This is a genomic window from Oxynema aestuarii AP17 (assembly GCF_012295525.1).
Classification (GTDB): Bacteria; Cyanobacteriota; Cyanobacteriia; order Cyanobacteriales; family Laspinemataceae; genus Oxynema; species Oxynema aestuarii.
Map to the genome: position 1 here is coordinate 1873298 of NZ_CP051167.1, position 16494 is coordinate 1889791.

At 53.1% G+C, this 16494-nt stretch carries 7 protein-coding genes; 6 read left to right on the forward strand and 1 reads right to left on the reverse strand.

What is annotated here, in order from left to right:
* The first annotated feature begins 249 nt into the window (after window positions 1–249).
* The 6 genes from HCG48_RS07550 (at window position 250) to HCG48_RS07575 (ending at window position 14355) form a co-directional block, all read left to right on the forward strand.
* Window positions 250–6696 (forward strand): PAS domain S-box protein, encoded by a 6447-nt coding sequence (locus tag HCG48_RS07550; protein ID WP_210437194.1) that lies wholly within the window; start codon window positions 250–252, stop codon window positions 6694–6696.
* A 176-nt stretch (window positions 6697–6872) separates the two neighbouring features.
* Window positions 6873–8708, forward strand: a complete 1836-nt coding sequence (locus tag HCG48_RS07555) for a two-component system response regulator (RefSeq protein WP_168568607.1) — start codon at window positions 6873–6875, stop codon at window positions 8706–8708.
* Between the two features lie 269 nt (window positions 8709–8977).
* Window positions 8978–10132 (forward strand): sensor histidine kinase, encoded by a 1155-nt coding sequence (locus tag HCG48_RS07560; protein WP_168568608.1) that lies wholly within the window; start codon window positions 8978–8980, stop codon window positions 10130–10132.
* Window positions 10133–10195: 63 nt separating this feature from the next.
* The gene (locus HCG48_RS07565; RefSeq protein ID WP_168568609.1) at window positions 10196–10675 is read left to right on the forward strand and encodes a PspA/IM30 family protein; all 480 of its coding nucleotides are present in this window, start codon (window positions 10196–10198) and stop codon (window positions 10673–10675) included.
* A 697-nt stretch (window positions 10676–11372) separates the two neighbouring features.
* Window positions 11373–14102 carry a cation-translocating P-type ATPase gene (locus tag HCG48_RS07570; protein WP_168568610.1) on the forward strand — a complete coding sequence of 910 codons (2730 nt, stop codon included), beginning with the start codon at window positions 11373–11375 and terminating at the stop codon, window positions 14100–14102.
* A gap of 127 nt (window positions 14103–14229) precedes the next feature.
* Window positions 14230–14355 (forward strand): photosystem II protein Y, encoded by a 126-nt coding sequence (locus HCG48_RS07575; protein WP_168568611.1) that lies wholly within the window; start codon window positions 14230–14232, stop codon window positions 14353–14355.
* A 271-nt stretch (window positions 14356–14626) separates the two neighbouring features.
* On the opposite strand, the gene HCG48_RS07580 is transcribed toward HCG48_RS07575, so the two are convergent.
* A complete protein-coding gene (locus HCG48_RS07580; RefSeq protein ID WP_168568612.1) occupies window positions 14627–16174 on the reverse strand; it encodes a sensor histidine kinase in 1548 nt (515 codons plus the stop codon).
* Window positions 16175–16494 lie beyond the last annotated feature (320 nt).

Genomic DNA, 16494 nt, shown 5'->3' on the forward strand with positions numbered 1-16494 from the left:
GTTTTTCAACTTGAATATGCCAAAATGCTCAAACTGATTCAATCTGAAAATAAAAGAGATTGAGCGGGGGTTCGACCTTCGATCGCGATCGCCATCCGTCCGAGCGACTCGACCCCCCACCGCACCTGCGAGGCTAAAGCGATCGCCCCACTCTTTAAAATCGAGACAAAATCGAAACAAATTTAAGACAGTAAAAAGGGGAAAACGGCAAGAGGAATGGCGCAAACTGCGGAGTCGGTAAACCAGGGAATGGCTAATATTTTAATCGTAGACGATACGATCGATAGTTTGCGGTTGTTAACCACCGTTTTAGAGGAACGTGGTTACGTGACGAGACCTCTCCTCGATGGCAAAATGGCGCTGGAAGCGGCGCGGATCGAGCCTCCCGACTTGATTTTACTCGATATCATGATGCCCGAACTGGACGGATATCAAGTTTGCACGCAACTGAAAGCCGATCCCCAAACCGAAAAAATTCCGATTATTTTTATCAGTGCCAAAGGCGACACGTTCGATATTGTCAAAGGGTTATCCTTGGGAGCGGTCGATTATATTACCAAACCCTTTAAAATTGAAGAAGTGCTGGCGCGGGTCGAAAATCAACTGAAGATTTGGCGCTTGCAGAAACAATTAGAAGGCAAAAATCTCAAACTGCAAAAAGAGATTCGCGATCGCCGACGGGCGCAAGACTACTTACGCAAAAGTACGCGCCAACTGCGAGACCAAAACCGAATTTTAACGAGACTGGCCAAAAATCGCGCCCTGCAAGAGGGAGACTTGCCCGGTGCCTTGCGCGAAATTGCCAAAACCACGGGGATGCATCTCGACATCGAACGAACCACCATTTGGCTCTACGACGAAGGGCGCACGGCGATCGAATGCGTGGAACTGTTCGAGCGCGATCGCGGCTCCTCGAACCCCCAACTGACCTTGAGCGTGGCGGACTATCCGGCCTATTTCCAAGCCTTAGAAGCCGAAGAACCGATCCTCGCCCCCAACGCTGCCGAGAACGCCCAGACCGCCGAATTTGCGGAGAACTACTTACAACCGTTTGGTATTGTCTCGACCCTCGACACCCCGATTCGTCTCGGGGGTGAAACCGTGGGGATTTTGTGCCTCGAAAGCGTCGGTTGCCCTCGCCAGTGGAACTTGCAAGAGGAAATGTTCGCCCGCTCGATCGCCGATTTAATCGCCCTGGCGATCGAAGCCCGGGCGCGTTACGAGGCGCAAAAGGCGTTAAAACGGGAGCTGGAAGCCTCCCAACTGCTGCGGCAAATCACCGAAGCGATTCGCGCCCAACTCAATTTAGGGCAACTGTTGAAGACCGCCGCCAGTCAGATCGGGCCAGCCTTCGGGGTGAGTCGGGCGTCAATTTTGTTGTACGTCGAGGAACCGACGCCGCAACTGACGGTTTTGGGAGAATATTTGGAACCCGGGTGGGAAGATTCCCTTTTAAATCTGCACGTTCCCATCGAAGGGAACGCCCACGCCGAGGCGGTATTAGCTAGCGATCGCGCGATCGCCTGTCCCGACGTCGAACACAATCCCCTGTTCGATAACGTCCGCCAGATTACCCGCACCCACCAGATGCGATCGATGTTGACCGTGCGAACCTCCTACCAGGGAAAAGCAAACGGAATCGTCAGCTTGCACCAATGCGATCGCCTGCGCCAGTGGAGTACGGAAGAGATCGAACTGCTCCAAGCGATCGCCGCCCAACTCGGAATCGCGATCGCCCAAGCACAACTACTCGAACAGGAAAAACAAGCGCGGGCCGAGCGCGATCGCCAAAATCAGCAACTCGAAGCAGAAATTCGCCAACGCCAACACCTGCAAGACGCCCTCACTCACAGCGAAGAAAAATATCGCGCCCTGGTCGAAACCTCCCAAGACGCGATCTGGTATTGCGACCTCGACGGTCGCTATACCTTCGTCAACCCCGCGATCCAGAAGATCTACGGCTACGAACCCGAAGAGACAATCGGACGGGACTGGTTAGAATTTACCGCCCCGGAACGACAGGAGCGCGATCGCGAGATCTTCCAACGTTTGGCCGACGGGGAATCCGTATTTCAGTACGAAACCACCCATCTCGACCGACACGGACGCAAAATCGAGTTATTGGTCAACGCGACGCCCGTGCGCGATCGTCGAGGACAGCTCCAGGAGATCGCCGGAAGCACCTCCAACATCAGCAAACGCAAACAAGCCGAAACCGACATCCTCTGGGCCAAAGAGCTGCTTCAAAGCATCTTCGACAAATCGGCGGACGCCCTGTTTCTCGTCAACCCGAACACCGGACGGGTCACCGACTGCAACCGCCGCGCCCTCGAACTATTTGAAGTCGAAGATAAAAACGACTTAATCGGGATCGAAGGTCACACCCTCCAAAAACACCAATTTTCTGCCGAACAACTCCAGGTCATTTACCGAGAAGTCACCGCGACGGGCATCTGGTCTCAGGAAATAGAATATATCAGCCGCAAAGGCCGCTTCTTTTGGGGAAACCTCGCCGCCACTCAAATCCTCGTCGGTGGCGAACGGTTCAACTTAGTGCGCGTCACCGACATTACCGAGCGCAAACAACGAGAACGGGCCTTAGCCTTGATGGTCGAAGGAACCGCCGCCGCCACAGGTCGAGACTTTTTCTATGCCTGCGTTCGCTACTTGGCCCAAGTGCTCGACGTTCGCTACGCCGCCATTTCCCAATGCGTCGATGGCTCCGAACTCGGACGCATCCGCACCCTAGCCTTTTGGTCCGGAGAAACTTGGGAAGAGAACGTCGAATACGACATCGCCGGAACCCCTTGTCAGGACGTGATCGCAGGGGAAAAGCGCTACTATCCCGATTCCGTACAACAATCTTTTCCCGAAGACCTCTATTTCGCCCATTGCGGGGTGCAGTCTTATTTAGGTTGGCCGTTGAAAGACTCCACCGGAAAAGTTTTGGGACTGCTGGCGGTCTTTGACGTGCGTCCCATGGCTGCCGACCCGGGACGAGAGTCGATTTTGAGGATTTTTGCCGCCCGCGCCGCCGCCGAACTGGAACGGCAGCAAGCAGAGGAAGCCTTACGCAAGAGCGAACAGAGATTCCGGGTGCTGTTCGAGTCGAGCTTTCAGTTTTCCGGTTTACTGCAACCGGACGGCACCTTAATGGCGGCCAATCAGACCTCGTTGCAGTTTATCGGTTTGGACGACGATCGCTCCTTGGTGGGTTTGTCCTTTTGGGAAACGCCGTGGTGGTTGCCCAGTCCGGGAGACGAGGCGCCCTCTGGCGGGAAATTGACGTCGAAACAGCGCCAATTGCAATCGGCGATCGCCCGGGCGGCGACGGGAAAGATCGTCCGTTACGAAGTCGAAATCGTCGGGAAAACAGGAGAGGCGATCGTCCTCGATTTTTCGATCGAGCCGATCGCCGACGAAAGCGGACGAGTGGTGCTGTTGTTGCCGGAAGGGCGCGACATCACCGATCGCAAGCGGGCGGAAGACGCCTTATTACAAAGTCAGCGCTTTGTACGTCGGATTGCAGAAGCGTCCCCCAATCTTTTATATATTTACGACTTAATCGAGCATTGCTTGATTTATACCAATCGAGATTTTGGCCTGTCGCTCGATCGAATGCAGGGGGGTGAAAGGCCCAGTGCGTTCTGGGAACGAGCGATCCATCCCGACGACCTGGGGAATTATTTAGCTCACCTAGAACAGTTCGAGAGAGCGGAAGATGGGGAAGTTTTCGAGATCGAGTATCGGGTTCGCGATCGCTCCGGAGCGTGGCGCACCTGGATCGCGCGCGAAACCCTGTTTGCGAGGACGGCGGACGGTCGAGTGCAGCAAATTTTAGGCACGGCGACGGACATCACCGATCGCAAGCAAGGCGAGTTAGAACTGCGCTTGGCGAAAGAGCGCTTGCAATACTTGCTGACCGCTTCTCCGGCGATGGTTTTTAGCTCCAAGGCGGACGGCAATTACGAGATGACCTTCCTCAGCGACAACATCACCGAAATTTTCGGTTACCGACCCGAGGAATTTCTCGAAGATCCGCAATTGTGGCCGAGCCGCATTCATCCCGAAGATCGCGAGCGAATTTTCCGAGACTTGCAGCAGTTGTTCGAGTCCGATCGCCACACTCACGAGTATCGCTTTCGTTCCAAAGATGGCCACTATCGCTGGATTCAAAATCAGATGCGGCTGATTCGCGATCGCGACGGCCAACCCCTCGAAATCGTCGGTTACGGTGCCGATATCAGCGATCGTAAACTCGCCGAACTCTCTTTAGAAGAGAGTCGGCGCCGCTATCAAACCCTCGCCGAAGTTTCTCCCGTCTGTATTTTTCACGCGGATCGCGAGGGACACTGTACCTACATCAACCGCCGTTGGCAGGAGATGACGGGAGTTCCCGCAGAAAAAATTCTCGGCGACGGCTGGCTGAGCTACGTCCACGACGAAGACCGGGAATGGGTGCATCGGCAATGGCTGCACGCCTACCGCGATCGCACCCCCTGGAAAGCCGAACTGCGGGTGGTCTGTCCGGAGCGCCCGGTGCTGACGATCGTCGCTCAAGCGGTGCCGGAAATTGACGAAGACGGCGCCCCAGTCGGCTACGTCGGCACCCTCAGCGATATCAGCGAGCGCAAATTAGCCGAAGAAGCCTTGCGCGAAAGCGCCCGACGGGAACGGGCGATCGCCCAAGCGATCCAGCGAATGCGCGAAACCCTGGATTTCGATCGGATCTTCGACGCCACCACCGAAGAACTCCGCCATCTGTTGAACTGCGATCGCGTCGTCATCTATCGCTTCAACGGCGATCGCTCGATCCGCGCGATCGCCGAATCGGTAAGCGACCCCGCCCTCGCCTTGCTCGCCGACGAACCGACCGCCGAATCCGTCATTCCCTCGGGACCGGAACTGGGGGTGCATCGCAGCGACGCCGAGCAGTTTTTCGCCGCCGAAGGGGTTACCCCCCATCAAGACTGGTGCTATCGGGCGATCGCCGATACGGAAACGGCCCCACTGCCTCCCGAAGACCGCGACGCCTTAAATCGCCTGAGCGCCCGCGCTTACATCGCCGTGGCTATTTTCTGCGGTCCGCGACTGTGGGGGCTGCTCGCCACCTATCAAAATCGCGAACCGCGCCAGTGGAAAGCATCGGAAATTAACACGATCGTGCCGATCTCGATTCAGTTGGGGGTGGCCCTGCAACAAGCGCAACTGCTCGACCAAACCAAACAACAGTCCGCCGCCTTGGAACGGGCCGCGATCGCCGCCGACGCCGCCAACCGCGCCAAAAGCGAATTTCTCGCCGCCATGAGTCACGAACTGCGAACCCCCCTCAACGCCATCCTCGGCTTTACCCAACTCATGAGCCGCGATCGCAGTTTGAACCCCACCCAACACGAGCAACTGAGCATTATCAACCGTGCGGGGGAGCATCTGCTCGAATTAATCGACGACATTTTAGAAATGTCCAAAATCGAAGCGGGACGCACGGGACTCTCTTGCACTCCCTTCGATTCGATCCGCCTCTTACGGGCTTTAGAAGAAATGTTACGGCTCAAAGCCGAACACAAACACTTACAATTCGAGGTCGAGATCGCCCCGAACACGCCGCGCTACGTTCGCGGGGATCCAGGAAAATTGCGTCAGGTCTTGTTAAATATCCTCGGCAACGCGATCAAATTTACGGAAACGGGAACGATCCGCTTAGAAGTCGAACCCCGCGCCTTCGAGGGGGATCCCGAAACCCCCGGCCCTTGTCGGATCCGCTTCCAAATCGCCGATAGCGGACCGGGAATCGCCCCGGAAGAACTCGACGACCTCTTTAAACCGTTCGTGCAAACCGCTTCCGGGCGCAAGTCCCAACAGGGAACCGGGTTGGGCTTGCCGATTTCGCAAAAATTCGTGCGGCTGATGGGAGGGGACATCGAGGTGGAATCTACCGTCGGCGTCGGTAGCGTGTTTCGCTTTGAAATCGACCTCGATCGCGTCGAACCCAGCAGCGTCGGCGAACCGCCTTCCCGGCGAGAGGCGATCGGCTTGGAACCGGGACAGCCGGAATATCGCATTTTGGTCGCCGACGATCGCCCGGACAGCCGTCTGTGGTTGGTGACGCTCTTGCGCGAAATCGGCTTTCAAGTCTGCGAGGCGCAAAATGGAACCGAGGCGATCGCCATCTGGCAACGCTGGCGACCGCAAGCGATCTTGATGGACATGCAAATGCCCGAGATCGACGGTTACGAAGCCACCCGACGCATCAAAACCACTGCGGAAGGGAAAAAAACCAAAATCCTCGCTCAAACCGCCAGCGCCTTTGAAGAAGACCGCCAGCAAGTCTTGGCGGTCGGTTGCGACGACTTCCTGCGCAAACCTCTGCGACCGGAGGAACTGCTCGACAAACTCGGCCAGCATTTAGGGTTACGATATGTTTATCGGGAAGGGGAAGAAGGGGCGACCTCGGACGCCGACCTTCCCCCAGAACCGTTGAGTGACGATCGCCTCCGCCTCGATCTCGCTCAAATGCCTCCGGAGTGGATCGAGCGTATCGCTCGGGCCGCCCGCGAAGGGAATGACGAGTTGATTTTAGAAGCGATCGCCGCTCTTCCCGAAGACCTCGCTCCCTTGGCTCGCACTCTGACCGACTTCGCTCACAATTTCCAGTTCGAGAGCATTATGAATTTGGTTCGACCCGAACAGCTCTAATGGGCCAACCTGCCCTCGAAGGGCGATCGCACCCCGACCACTGAAGTTAAAAGTGAAAAGTTAAAAGTGAAAAGTTAAAAGTGAAAAGTAACTTTTCACTATTCACTATTCACTATTCACTATTTCCTCTTGGCTTTTGCGAGAACGTGGCCCACGAGATTTTACCCCAACCCTCCATGAATTCCGATTTTCCTGAGAATGCCAACGTCGATATTTTAATCGTTGACGATACCCCGGATAATTTATATATCCTGGCGCGAATGCTGTCGAAACGCGGCTATAAAGTTCGCAAGGCTCTCGATGGCTCGATGGCTTTGACTGCTTGTAAAACGTTGGTTCCGGATCTGATTTTACTCGATATCATGATGCCAGAAATGGATGGGTTCGAGGTGTGTCGCCAACTCAAAGCCAATCCGGAAACCCGCGATATTCCCGTGATTTTTCTCAGTGCTTTGGTGGACGCCTTAGATAAGGTGAAAGCGTTTAAAAGTGGGGGGGTCGATTACATTACCAAACCCTTTCAGTTGGAAGAAGTTTTAATTCGGGTTCAACACCAACTGCTGTTACGTCAGGCTAAAGACAAAATTCAACAGCTCAATGCCGAACTCGAATCGCGGGTGCGCGCCCGAACTCAGCAACTCGAACTCGCCAATCAAGAGTTGAAAAATGAGATCGAACGTCGGCAAGAATTGCAAAATGAATTGTTGCACCTGGCCCTGCATGATTCCCTGACAAATTTGCCGAATCGGGCGTTGTTTATGGAGTCTTTACAGGAGGCGATCGCCCAACTCGAACGGGAGGAAACCCATCAGTTTGCCGTCTTGTTTTTAGACTGCGATCGCTTTAAAGTCGTCAACGATTCTCTCGGTCATTCCGTCGGCGACGAACTGTTAAAGGCGATCTCCAAACGTCTCCACAACTGCCTCAAACATGAGGATTTGCTCGCCCGTCTCGGCGGCGATGAATTTGCCATTTTACTCCGTCAGATCGCCGATGAAGCCGAGGCGATCGCCGTCGCCGAACGCATTCTCGCCAGCCTCTCCACCCCGTTTCAGCTATCGAGACACGAAGTTTTTATTAATGCCAGTATCGGGATCGCCCTGAGCAATGTTTACGACGATTCCCCGGAATATCTGTTACGGGATGCCGATACCGCCATGTACCGCGCGAAAGCCTTGGGACGCTCCCGCTACCACGTTTTCGATCCGTCGATGCACCAGTCGGTTTTACGGCGTCTGGAACTCGAAAATGACCTCAGACGGGCGATCGAACGGGAAGAATTACAAGTTTTTTACCAGCCGATCGTCGATTTGTCAAGCGGTCGAATTGTCGCTTTCGAGGCGCTGGTGCGCTGGTTCCACCGCAAGCGGGGTTTGGTCTCTCCGGCAGAATTTATCCCGGTGGCGGAAGAAAGTGGCACCATCCACGCGATCGACTTGTGGGTTTTACAATCGGCCTGTCGCCAGCTCCAACAGTGGCAAAAAGTGGGGGCGATCGATTCTAAGCTGTCGGTGGGGATTAATTTATCGGCGATTACGTTTTTGAGACCCCATTTAACGGAGGAAATCCGGCGGATCGTCACCGACCTCGATTTCGATCCGGAGCGCTTAAAACTGGAAATTACCGAAACGGCAATCCTGGAAAATAAGGATCTGGCTCAAGCGAAAATTGGCGAACTGCAACAGTGCGGCATCAAGATCAGTTTGGACGATTTTGGCACGGGATATTCGTCGTTGAGCTACTTGCACGAACTCCCGGTCAACACGCTCAAAATCGACCAATCTTTTATCCGCCGCATGGATGGCAATCCCCAAAATCGCGATTTAATTCCGGCAATTATTACAATGGCTCATACAATGGAAATGGAGGCGATCGCGGAAGGAATCGAAACTCAAGGGCAGTTGAATCAGTTGCGAAAATTAGCGTGCAATTGCGGACAAGGATATCTGTTTTCGGCCCCCCTCGACGCTCCATCGACCCAGGATTTGCTAGCCAGCCAGCCTCGGTGGTAAACCACCGAGCTCTCAGTTGCAGGGGAAGGGCGATCGCGACTACGGATCCATTGGGGGATCCTGTCGCGAAGCGATCGCCCTTGTCGAGTCAACGTGCGAGAACAAGATCGTCTTCGCGATCGCTCCCTTGGAGTATCATAGTCCAGCTAGCGCGATTGCCTGGAAATCTCCGCGCCGTTGCCCGCACCTTCAGGGTTCGTCCATTTCAAGCCGCGATCGCCCGGTAATCGCGTTTGTCAAGATGTTTTGACTTGAGGACTGGCATGATTATGACCGAACCTGTAAGCGAACGGCCAACCATTCTGATCGTTGACGATACCCCGGATAATTTAAGGCTGCTGTCGGCTATGCTCAGCGATCGCGGCTATGAAGTGAGGAAAGCCATTAATGGCCGTATGGCCTTGATTGCGGTAGAAGCGGCCCATCCCGACCTGATCTTGCTCGATATCATGATGCCGGAAATGGACGGCTACGAGGTCTGCACCCAACTGAAAAGCTCGCCGAAAACTGAGGAGATCCCCGTGATTTTTTTGAGCGCGCTCAACGAAATTAACGATAAGGTCAAAGCCTTTACGGTCGGAGGAGCCGACTACATCAGCAAACCGTTTCACGAACGCGAAGTGTTGATTCGGGTCGAAAATCGCTTGATGTTACGGCGACTGCAAAAACAACTGAGCGAGCAAAATACCAAACTGCTCGAACAAAACGAGCGACTCAACCAGTTAAATGCGGAACTCGAACGCTCGAATCAAGAATTGGAACAGTTCGCTTACGTAGTTTCCCACGACTTACAATCCCCGTTGCAAAGTATTATTGGGTTTGTCGATTTACTCGCTTACAAATACAAAAATAAGCTCGATGAAAAAGCAAATCGCTACATCTATTTTATTGAAGATGGCGCCAAGCGAATGCAACAACTGATTCAAGGGTTGTTGGCTTATTCTCGGGTCGGACGAAAAGGGGGAGAGTTTGAAGCTGTCGATTGCACGGCGATCGTCGATGCGGTCAAACATAATTTATCGGCGTCGATCGCCGCCAGCCAGGCTGAAGTAATTTGTCATCCTTTACCGGAGGCGATCGCCGATCCGTTGCAGCTTTCTCAAGTGTTTCAAAATCTAATCGGAAATGCAATTAAGTTTTGCCGTTCTGAGGAGCCGCCGAAAGTAGACATTTCCGCCGAACGGAAAGACGACCAATGGCTGTTTAAAGTGAGCGATAACGGCATCGGAATCGAGGCGGAATACTTTCAGCGTATTTTTGAGATTTTTCAACGGTTGCACACTGCAGAAGAATATCCGGGAACGGGTATTGGGATGGCGATTTGTAAGAAGATCGTGGAACGCCACGGGGGACAGATTTGGGTGGAATCGACGGTGAATGTGGGAACGACTTTTTACTTCACCTTGCCGTGCGATCGCCCCTAATCTCTATGGAGTTATTATAGAAATTAACGAGGAAAAATTAAAGGTCAACGGGAGGAACGATGAATGGGATTGGGCGATCGCATCAGTCGGCTGGTTCGTTCTAATTTGAACGACTGGCAAAATCAAAAAACCGACCCGCAAACAGAAGTCGATGCTACCCTCGCCGAACTCCAATCGAGCGTGAACCGAGCCCTAGAGGCCCGACGCCAACTCGAAGGGGATTTGCAGGAAGCGCGCGGGAGGGGCGATCGCCTCCAACAGGCGGCCAAACGGGCACTGCAGCAAGGCGACGAACCGGAAGCCCGCCGGATTTTGTTGGAGAAGCGCACTTATACCCAACAGGCGATCGCCTTGCAAACGCAACTCGATCGCCTGGCGCCGACGGTGGAGCGACTCCAACAACAACTCGCCCGTCTCGAATACCAACGCAGTATTTTACACGGGAGCGCCACCGCCGCGCAGATGGACTTGACGTTAGAAGAACTCAAGAACAATGTCGCTCAGATCGATGCGGAACTCGAATGGTTGCGATCGCAACTGTAAGTCTCAGTTCCGATGCGCGGGAGCCTGTCACTAAGTATACAATCTTCTAAAGAGGCATAGAACTTCTCGCTAGCATCGGCGTACACCCACGAACTCTGTCATTACCGTGGAAACACCGAATCCATCAAGCTAATTTTTACCTCATATAGCGATTCTATCCCCCTTCTGTCATTGTCGGAGATAGAGATCGCCGTATCCCTTATCAGGAGAGACCTAAACGGTTTCGACCCTATTTTTGAGTTTCTATTCGGAAAATCCGTCGCGATCGCTAACCCTGTAAGGGTTCTAGAATTAAGTCAAGATAAGGGTTTTCCTAGAGTCACAGAAGAGGGATATAGCGGTTCTCGCAAAGAGGCGATAATTTTTGGGGAGCAGTGCGAGCTTCTAGCTCGCTAATTCACCAGCGAGCTAGAAGCTCGCACTCGTGGATCCCTTCTTATCTATCTACCTTACTAATCTGAGAACCGCTATCAATCAGTTGGAACAATAAAAAGAGATAGAATTTCACCCCGATTCGACTGTTGGTTAAATCCGAGTTTGGTGGGTGGATTCGGTGTTTCTACGGGAATGACGGCTTAAGCGAGTGGACTAAAAATAACGATCGTTACGGGGTTTCTATGAATTCAATAGATATTACAACTCAGATGATATTGCTATATAATTTAGAATAGTTATAAATAAAAACAAAGATAAAAGCATGGAAAACAAGGGATTTAAACCTTCAAATTTGTGGCATACGTTGTCTGTTGACGAACTTTTAAAAGAAGTCCAAACCGATCGAGATCGGGGCTTGAGTGCAGTAGAAGTTGAGAAGAGACAGGCACACTTCGGTGAAAATAGCATCGAACAAAAAGCGGGCAAACCTAAATTTTTAAGATTTTTAGAACAATTCAACCAGCCCCTACTGTATATCTTAATTCTGGCGGGAGTAATTAAAGCAACGTTAGGACAGTGGATCAATGCTTGGGTGATCTGGGGTGTGGTTTGGATTAATGCCACGGTCGGTTTTATCCAGGAAATGAAAGCGGAAAGTGCGATCGCGGCCTTATCTTCTTCTCTGGAAACCAACGCTACCATTTGCCGAGACGGCCAAAAAATTCAAATTCCCTCTTCCCAAATTGTCCCCGGAGACCTGGTCTTTTTAACTTCTGGTGATAAAGTTCCTGCGGACTTACGCCTGATTCAGACCAAAAACTTACAAATTAACGAATCTGGCTTAACAGGAGAATCGACGGCGGTCGAAAAACAGACTAACCCCGTCCGTCCAGATACCCCCCTGGCTGAACGGCGCAATATGGCATATGCCGGAAGTTTCATAACCTCGGGACGGGCGACGGGAATCGTGGTGGCGATCGGTCAAGACACTGAAACCGGACGCATTTCTCAATTGATGCAAAAGCAACCGAACCTCACCACACCACTGACGCGCAAGTTCGACCGATTCAGCCGTCAACTGCTCTATATTATCTTAGGGATTGCAGGGTTGACCTTTGCCGTCGGCTTGGGGTACGAGGCCAATTGGCCCTCGATGTTGGAAGCGACAGTCGCTTTAGCCGTGAGTGCCATTCCCGAGGGCTTACCCGCCGTGGTGACGATCGCCCTGGCGATCGGGGTCGGGCGGATGGCACGCCGTCATGCGATTATTCGCAAATTACCCGCCGTCGAAACCCTCGGCAGCGCCACAACGATCTGTTCGGACAAAACTGGAACCCTGACGGAAAATCAAATGACCGTTCAAGGGGTTTATGCTGGGGGACGGCATTATACGGTTTCGGGAACCGGGTATACCCCCGAGGGCGAGGTCTACTGTGACGGGGTCGCGATCGACCTCGAACGTACACCCGTACTCAAAAATTGCGCGATCGCCGGGCTGTTGTGCAACGATTCCCATTTAGAACGGCGGGAGGGAACTTATAAGCCGATTGGGGATCCGACAGAAATTGCGCCGATTGTATTAGCGGTGAAACTGGGGTTGGATCCTGTTGCTTTGGAACGCCAATGGCCGCGCTTGGATGCGATTCCATTTGAATCGGAACATCAGTATATGGCGACGTTGCACCGACGTCCGGATGGGGAGTCGCCGATCGTTTATGTCAAAGGTTCGGCAGAAGCCGTACTTTCTCGCTGTGAGTGGGCCTTCAATGTAGATAACCAGCTCGAACTGCTCAAGTCCGATAAGATCCACGCGATCGTCGATGAGTTTGCCGACAGGGGCTTGCGGGTGCTGGCATTTGCACAGAAAACGTTGGACTCAGACAGCCTCGAAGAGGAGGCGGTCGCAGGGGGTTTGCAATTACTCGGGTTGCAAGCGACGATCGACCCGCCGCGAGAGGATGCGATTCGGGCGATCGCGGCGTGTAAAGAGGCTGGGATTCGAGTGAAGATGATTACCGGAGACCACCCACTCACGGCCCGGGCGATCGCCACTCAAATGAGGTTAAAACGCGATGGGGCAATCGTGACGTTTACAGGTCGCCAACTGGCAGGGATGAATCCGGTCGAATTGGCAAAGGCCGCCGTAGAAGGGGTCGTTTTTGCGCGGGTGGCTCCGGAACAAAAATTACAACTGGTCGAAGCCTTACAAGCCCAAGGTGAAGTGGTTGCCATGACCGGAGATGGGGTCAACGATGCTCCGGCACTCAAGCAGGCGGATATCGGCGTTGCGATGGGAAAAACGGGGACGGAGGTCGCGAAGGAAGCGGCGGATATTGTCCTCACCGACGATAATTTTGCCTCGATTGAAGCCGCAGTTGAGGAAGGACGCACGGTTTATCGCAATTTGATTAAAGCCATCTCGTTTATTCTCCCGGTTAATGGGGGCGAGTCGATGACAATTTTGTTGAGCGTCTTGTTGGGACAGACGGATCGGCTGCCGATTCTGTCGTTACAGGTGCTGTGGCTCAATATGATTAATTCGATCGCGATGACCGTACCGTTGGCGTTTGAAGCCAAGTCGGCGTGGGTGATGCAAAATCCACCGATTCATGCCGATCGCTCCTTGCTCAATCGGTCATTGCTACAGCGTATTGGCTTGATTTCGATCTCCAATTGGATCGTCATTTTTGGGATGTTTGAGGCGATCGATCGCGCTACGGGAAATATCGCTTTAGCGAGGACGATGGCGATTCAAGCACTCATTGCCGGACGAATTTTTTATTTAATTAGTCTGAGTCAGTGGAGTACAAGTCTTTGGGATCGCTGGTCTGGGAAATCGGTGCGGATCGAACCTGCACCGATCCTCTGGGTGGGGATTGGGGTCACGGTAGTTCTGCAACTGTTGTTCAGCCAGTTGCCGATCTTTAATCTGCTATTTGCGACCTATCCCTTGACACCGAATCAGTGGCTGATTTGTTTTGCAGTGGGCTTACCAACGATCGCGATCGCGGCGATCGCCAATCGCCTCGATCCCCAAGACAATAATGCTTAACCCAGTGAGCACAGGGCGATCGCCGCAATTTTTGCCCCAAGGGGTAGCAAACAGCGCCCCTTGATTGCAAAATAGAGGTAGAAAGATGAGAATGTTTTATAAATCTTAAGAAAGGGGGAATCCAGCTATGGATCTTGACTTACGTTTGCTGATTGTTTTGCTGCCCGTGTTAGCTGCGGGAGGTTGGGCGTTCTACAACGTCGGTAAAGTGGCGCTGCAACAACTGCAAAACTTTTTGAATAAAGAAGCCTAAATTCCACAAACAAGCGTTGGCACGCACTCGGCACGCGGCGATCGGGTCGATCGTTCCCCACGTCTTGAAGGAACTCTCAGCCCGGTTGCGCGGTCTACCGAAGTAAGCAGCTAAGACTGCCCTTGTGCATTTGCAAACACTAAACCCAAACATATACACCCTATATAAAGCTTCTAGTCGTTGGCTGGGAGCTTTTTTTTTGGGAATTTTTGGGAATTTTTGGGAACCGATCGGGAACGGAGATCGCCCTCAATCGCTCAAAATCTAAACTCTACCCGAGCGGTAAGGTAAAAAAGAACTGACTGCCTCGGGACAGTTCGCTTTCCACCCAAATTCTACCGCCGTGTTGGAGGACGATTTGGCGGCAAATGGCCAAGCCGAGACCGGATCCGCCATAGGCGCGCGAGTCGGAGGAGTCTACTTGCTGGAAGCGCTCGAAAATGGTTTCGAGTTTTTCTTTGGGAATCCCGCGACCGCGATCGCGGACTTGGAAAAGGATGTCGCGATCGCCGATCTCGGCGTCCAACCACACCGAACTCTCGGGGGGAGAAAACTTAATCGCATTGCTGAGTAAATTGGTCAATACCTGGATGGCGCGATCGCGATCGCAGTAAATCGGCGCCTTGGGAACCCGGACGAATAAGGAAATTTGCCCTTTTTCGGCGAGGGGTTGGATCGATTCGACTGCTTGCGCGGCAATCTCGGAGGCGTCGCAGTGGTCGGGGTGCATGACGATTTTCCCCGAGGTCATCCCTTCAATATCGAGAATGTCGTTGAGTAACAACAACAGGCGATCGGTATTGTTCAGGGCAATTTCGAGCATTCGCCGTCCTTTCTGTGCTTCGGTGGCGACTATCCCACTGGCGAGTAGACCCAAGGCGCCGCGAATCGCCGCAACGGGGGTACGCAGTTCGTGGCTGACCATCGAGAGCAATTCGTCTTTCATGCGCTCGATTTCCTGACGTTCGGTAATGTCTTTGAAGGTGACCACCGCACCGACAATCTGCCCATTTTGCCGGATCGGGGCGCTGACGTATTCGACGGGAAAGGGTTTGCCGTTGGGACGGAGGAACCAGGCGTTGGTGACGTACTGGACGCTACCTTCGGCGATCGTCGTGGCGATCGGGGCTTCGGGTTGGCACGGATCCCCCGAGGGGTGGTCGGGGGCAGCAAACAGGCTCGCGATCGGCATCCCGATCGCGTGGGATGTATGGGTTTGCAGCACGATCGCCGCCGCCGGATTGAGATAGGTAATTTTAAGATCGGCATCGAGTCCGCAAATCCCTTCCCCGGCGGAATTGAGAATCAGTTCGTTTTGCAGGCGCAGCCGTTCTACGGCTTGTTCGGCTTGTTTGTAGTCGTTTAAGTCCTGGAGAATACTCAGGGCGTACAGATCGGCGCGATCGGCCATTTGGTGGAGGCGATCGCGAATCGAGCCGAGTTCGCGACGGTCGTTGACCGGGGATCGCGGTGCGGGAATTTGCGAATTCGGCCAGGTGGGCAGGTCGTTACACGGACACGCATGGGGAGGCATTCCTCGACTGCGTAAGGGGATGGGCATCGTACAACGCGAACACTCTACAATATCCCACTCGGGACTGAGAAGGTCGGAGATCGTTTCGTCGGTTCCTTCTAAATAACAATCGCCAAATTCAGGGGTTCCCACTGCTTGCCATAAGGATTCAAAATCGCTGCTGTAGCGATCGCCTTCGATCGTTGGCTGGGGTCGTTCCGCGATTTCTCCATTACAAACAAAAACTTTCTTGCCCAATTGCAACCAATAAGCAAGATATTGTCTTACTTTTAACTGGGAGGCCATGAATGACTGTCAACCGTATTTTTAAAAAACAATTAATGATTTGATTTTAAGCTATTTGTCTGTAATTATACCCTGACTTCGGTAAAAACACCCTAAAAAAAGGCTTAAAATCGATCGCTATTCCCCTGCGATCGCGTCGTGTAAAGGGACGCATCGTTGCAATTGAACGGGATCGAAGGGCGATCGATTCTCTCACCTGATTACTGACAGTAGTATCCTTTGGATCTGGAGCCAAGATCGGGGGGGATCGTTAATTTTTGCCCGATCGAGATGTAGAAAGAAAGCGCTGCGATCGCGCGACCTTAACCCCCGTCTGCTAT

Coding starts and splice junctions, on each gene's coding strand:
- HCG48_RS07560 (WP_168568608.1), top strand. CDS start 8,978: ATGACCGAACCTGTAAGCGAACGGCCAACCATTCTGATCGTTGACGAT.
- HCG48_RS07575 (WP_168568611.1), top strand. CDS start 14,230: ATGGATCTTGACTTACGTTTGCTGATTGTTTTGCTGCCCGTGTTAGCT.
- HCG48_RS07570 (WP_168568610.1), top strand. CDS start 11,373: ATGGAAAACAAGGGATTTAAACCTTCAAATTTGTGGCATACGTTGTCT.
- HCG48_RS07550 (WP_210437194.1), top strand. CDS start 250: ATGGCTAATATTTTAATCGTAGACGATACGATCGATAGTTTGCGGTTG.
- HCG48_RS07580 (WP_168568612.1), bottom strand. CDS start 16,174: ATGGCCTCCCAGTTAAAAGTAAGACAATATCTTGCTTATTGGTTGCAA.
- HCG48_RS07565 (WP_168568609.1), top strand. CDS start 10,196: ATGGGATTGGGCGATCGCATCAGTCGGCTGGTTCGTTCTAATTTGAAC.
- HCG48_RS07555 (WP_168568607.1), top strand. CDS start 6,873: ATGAATTCCGATTTTCCTGAGAATGCCAACGTCGATATTTTAATCGTT.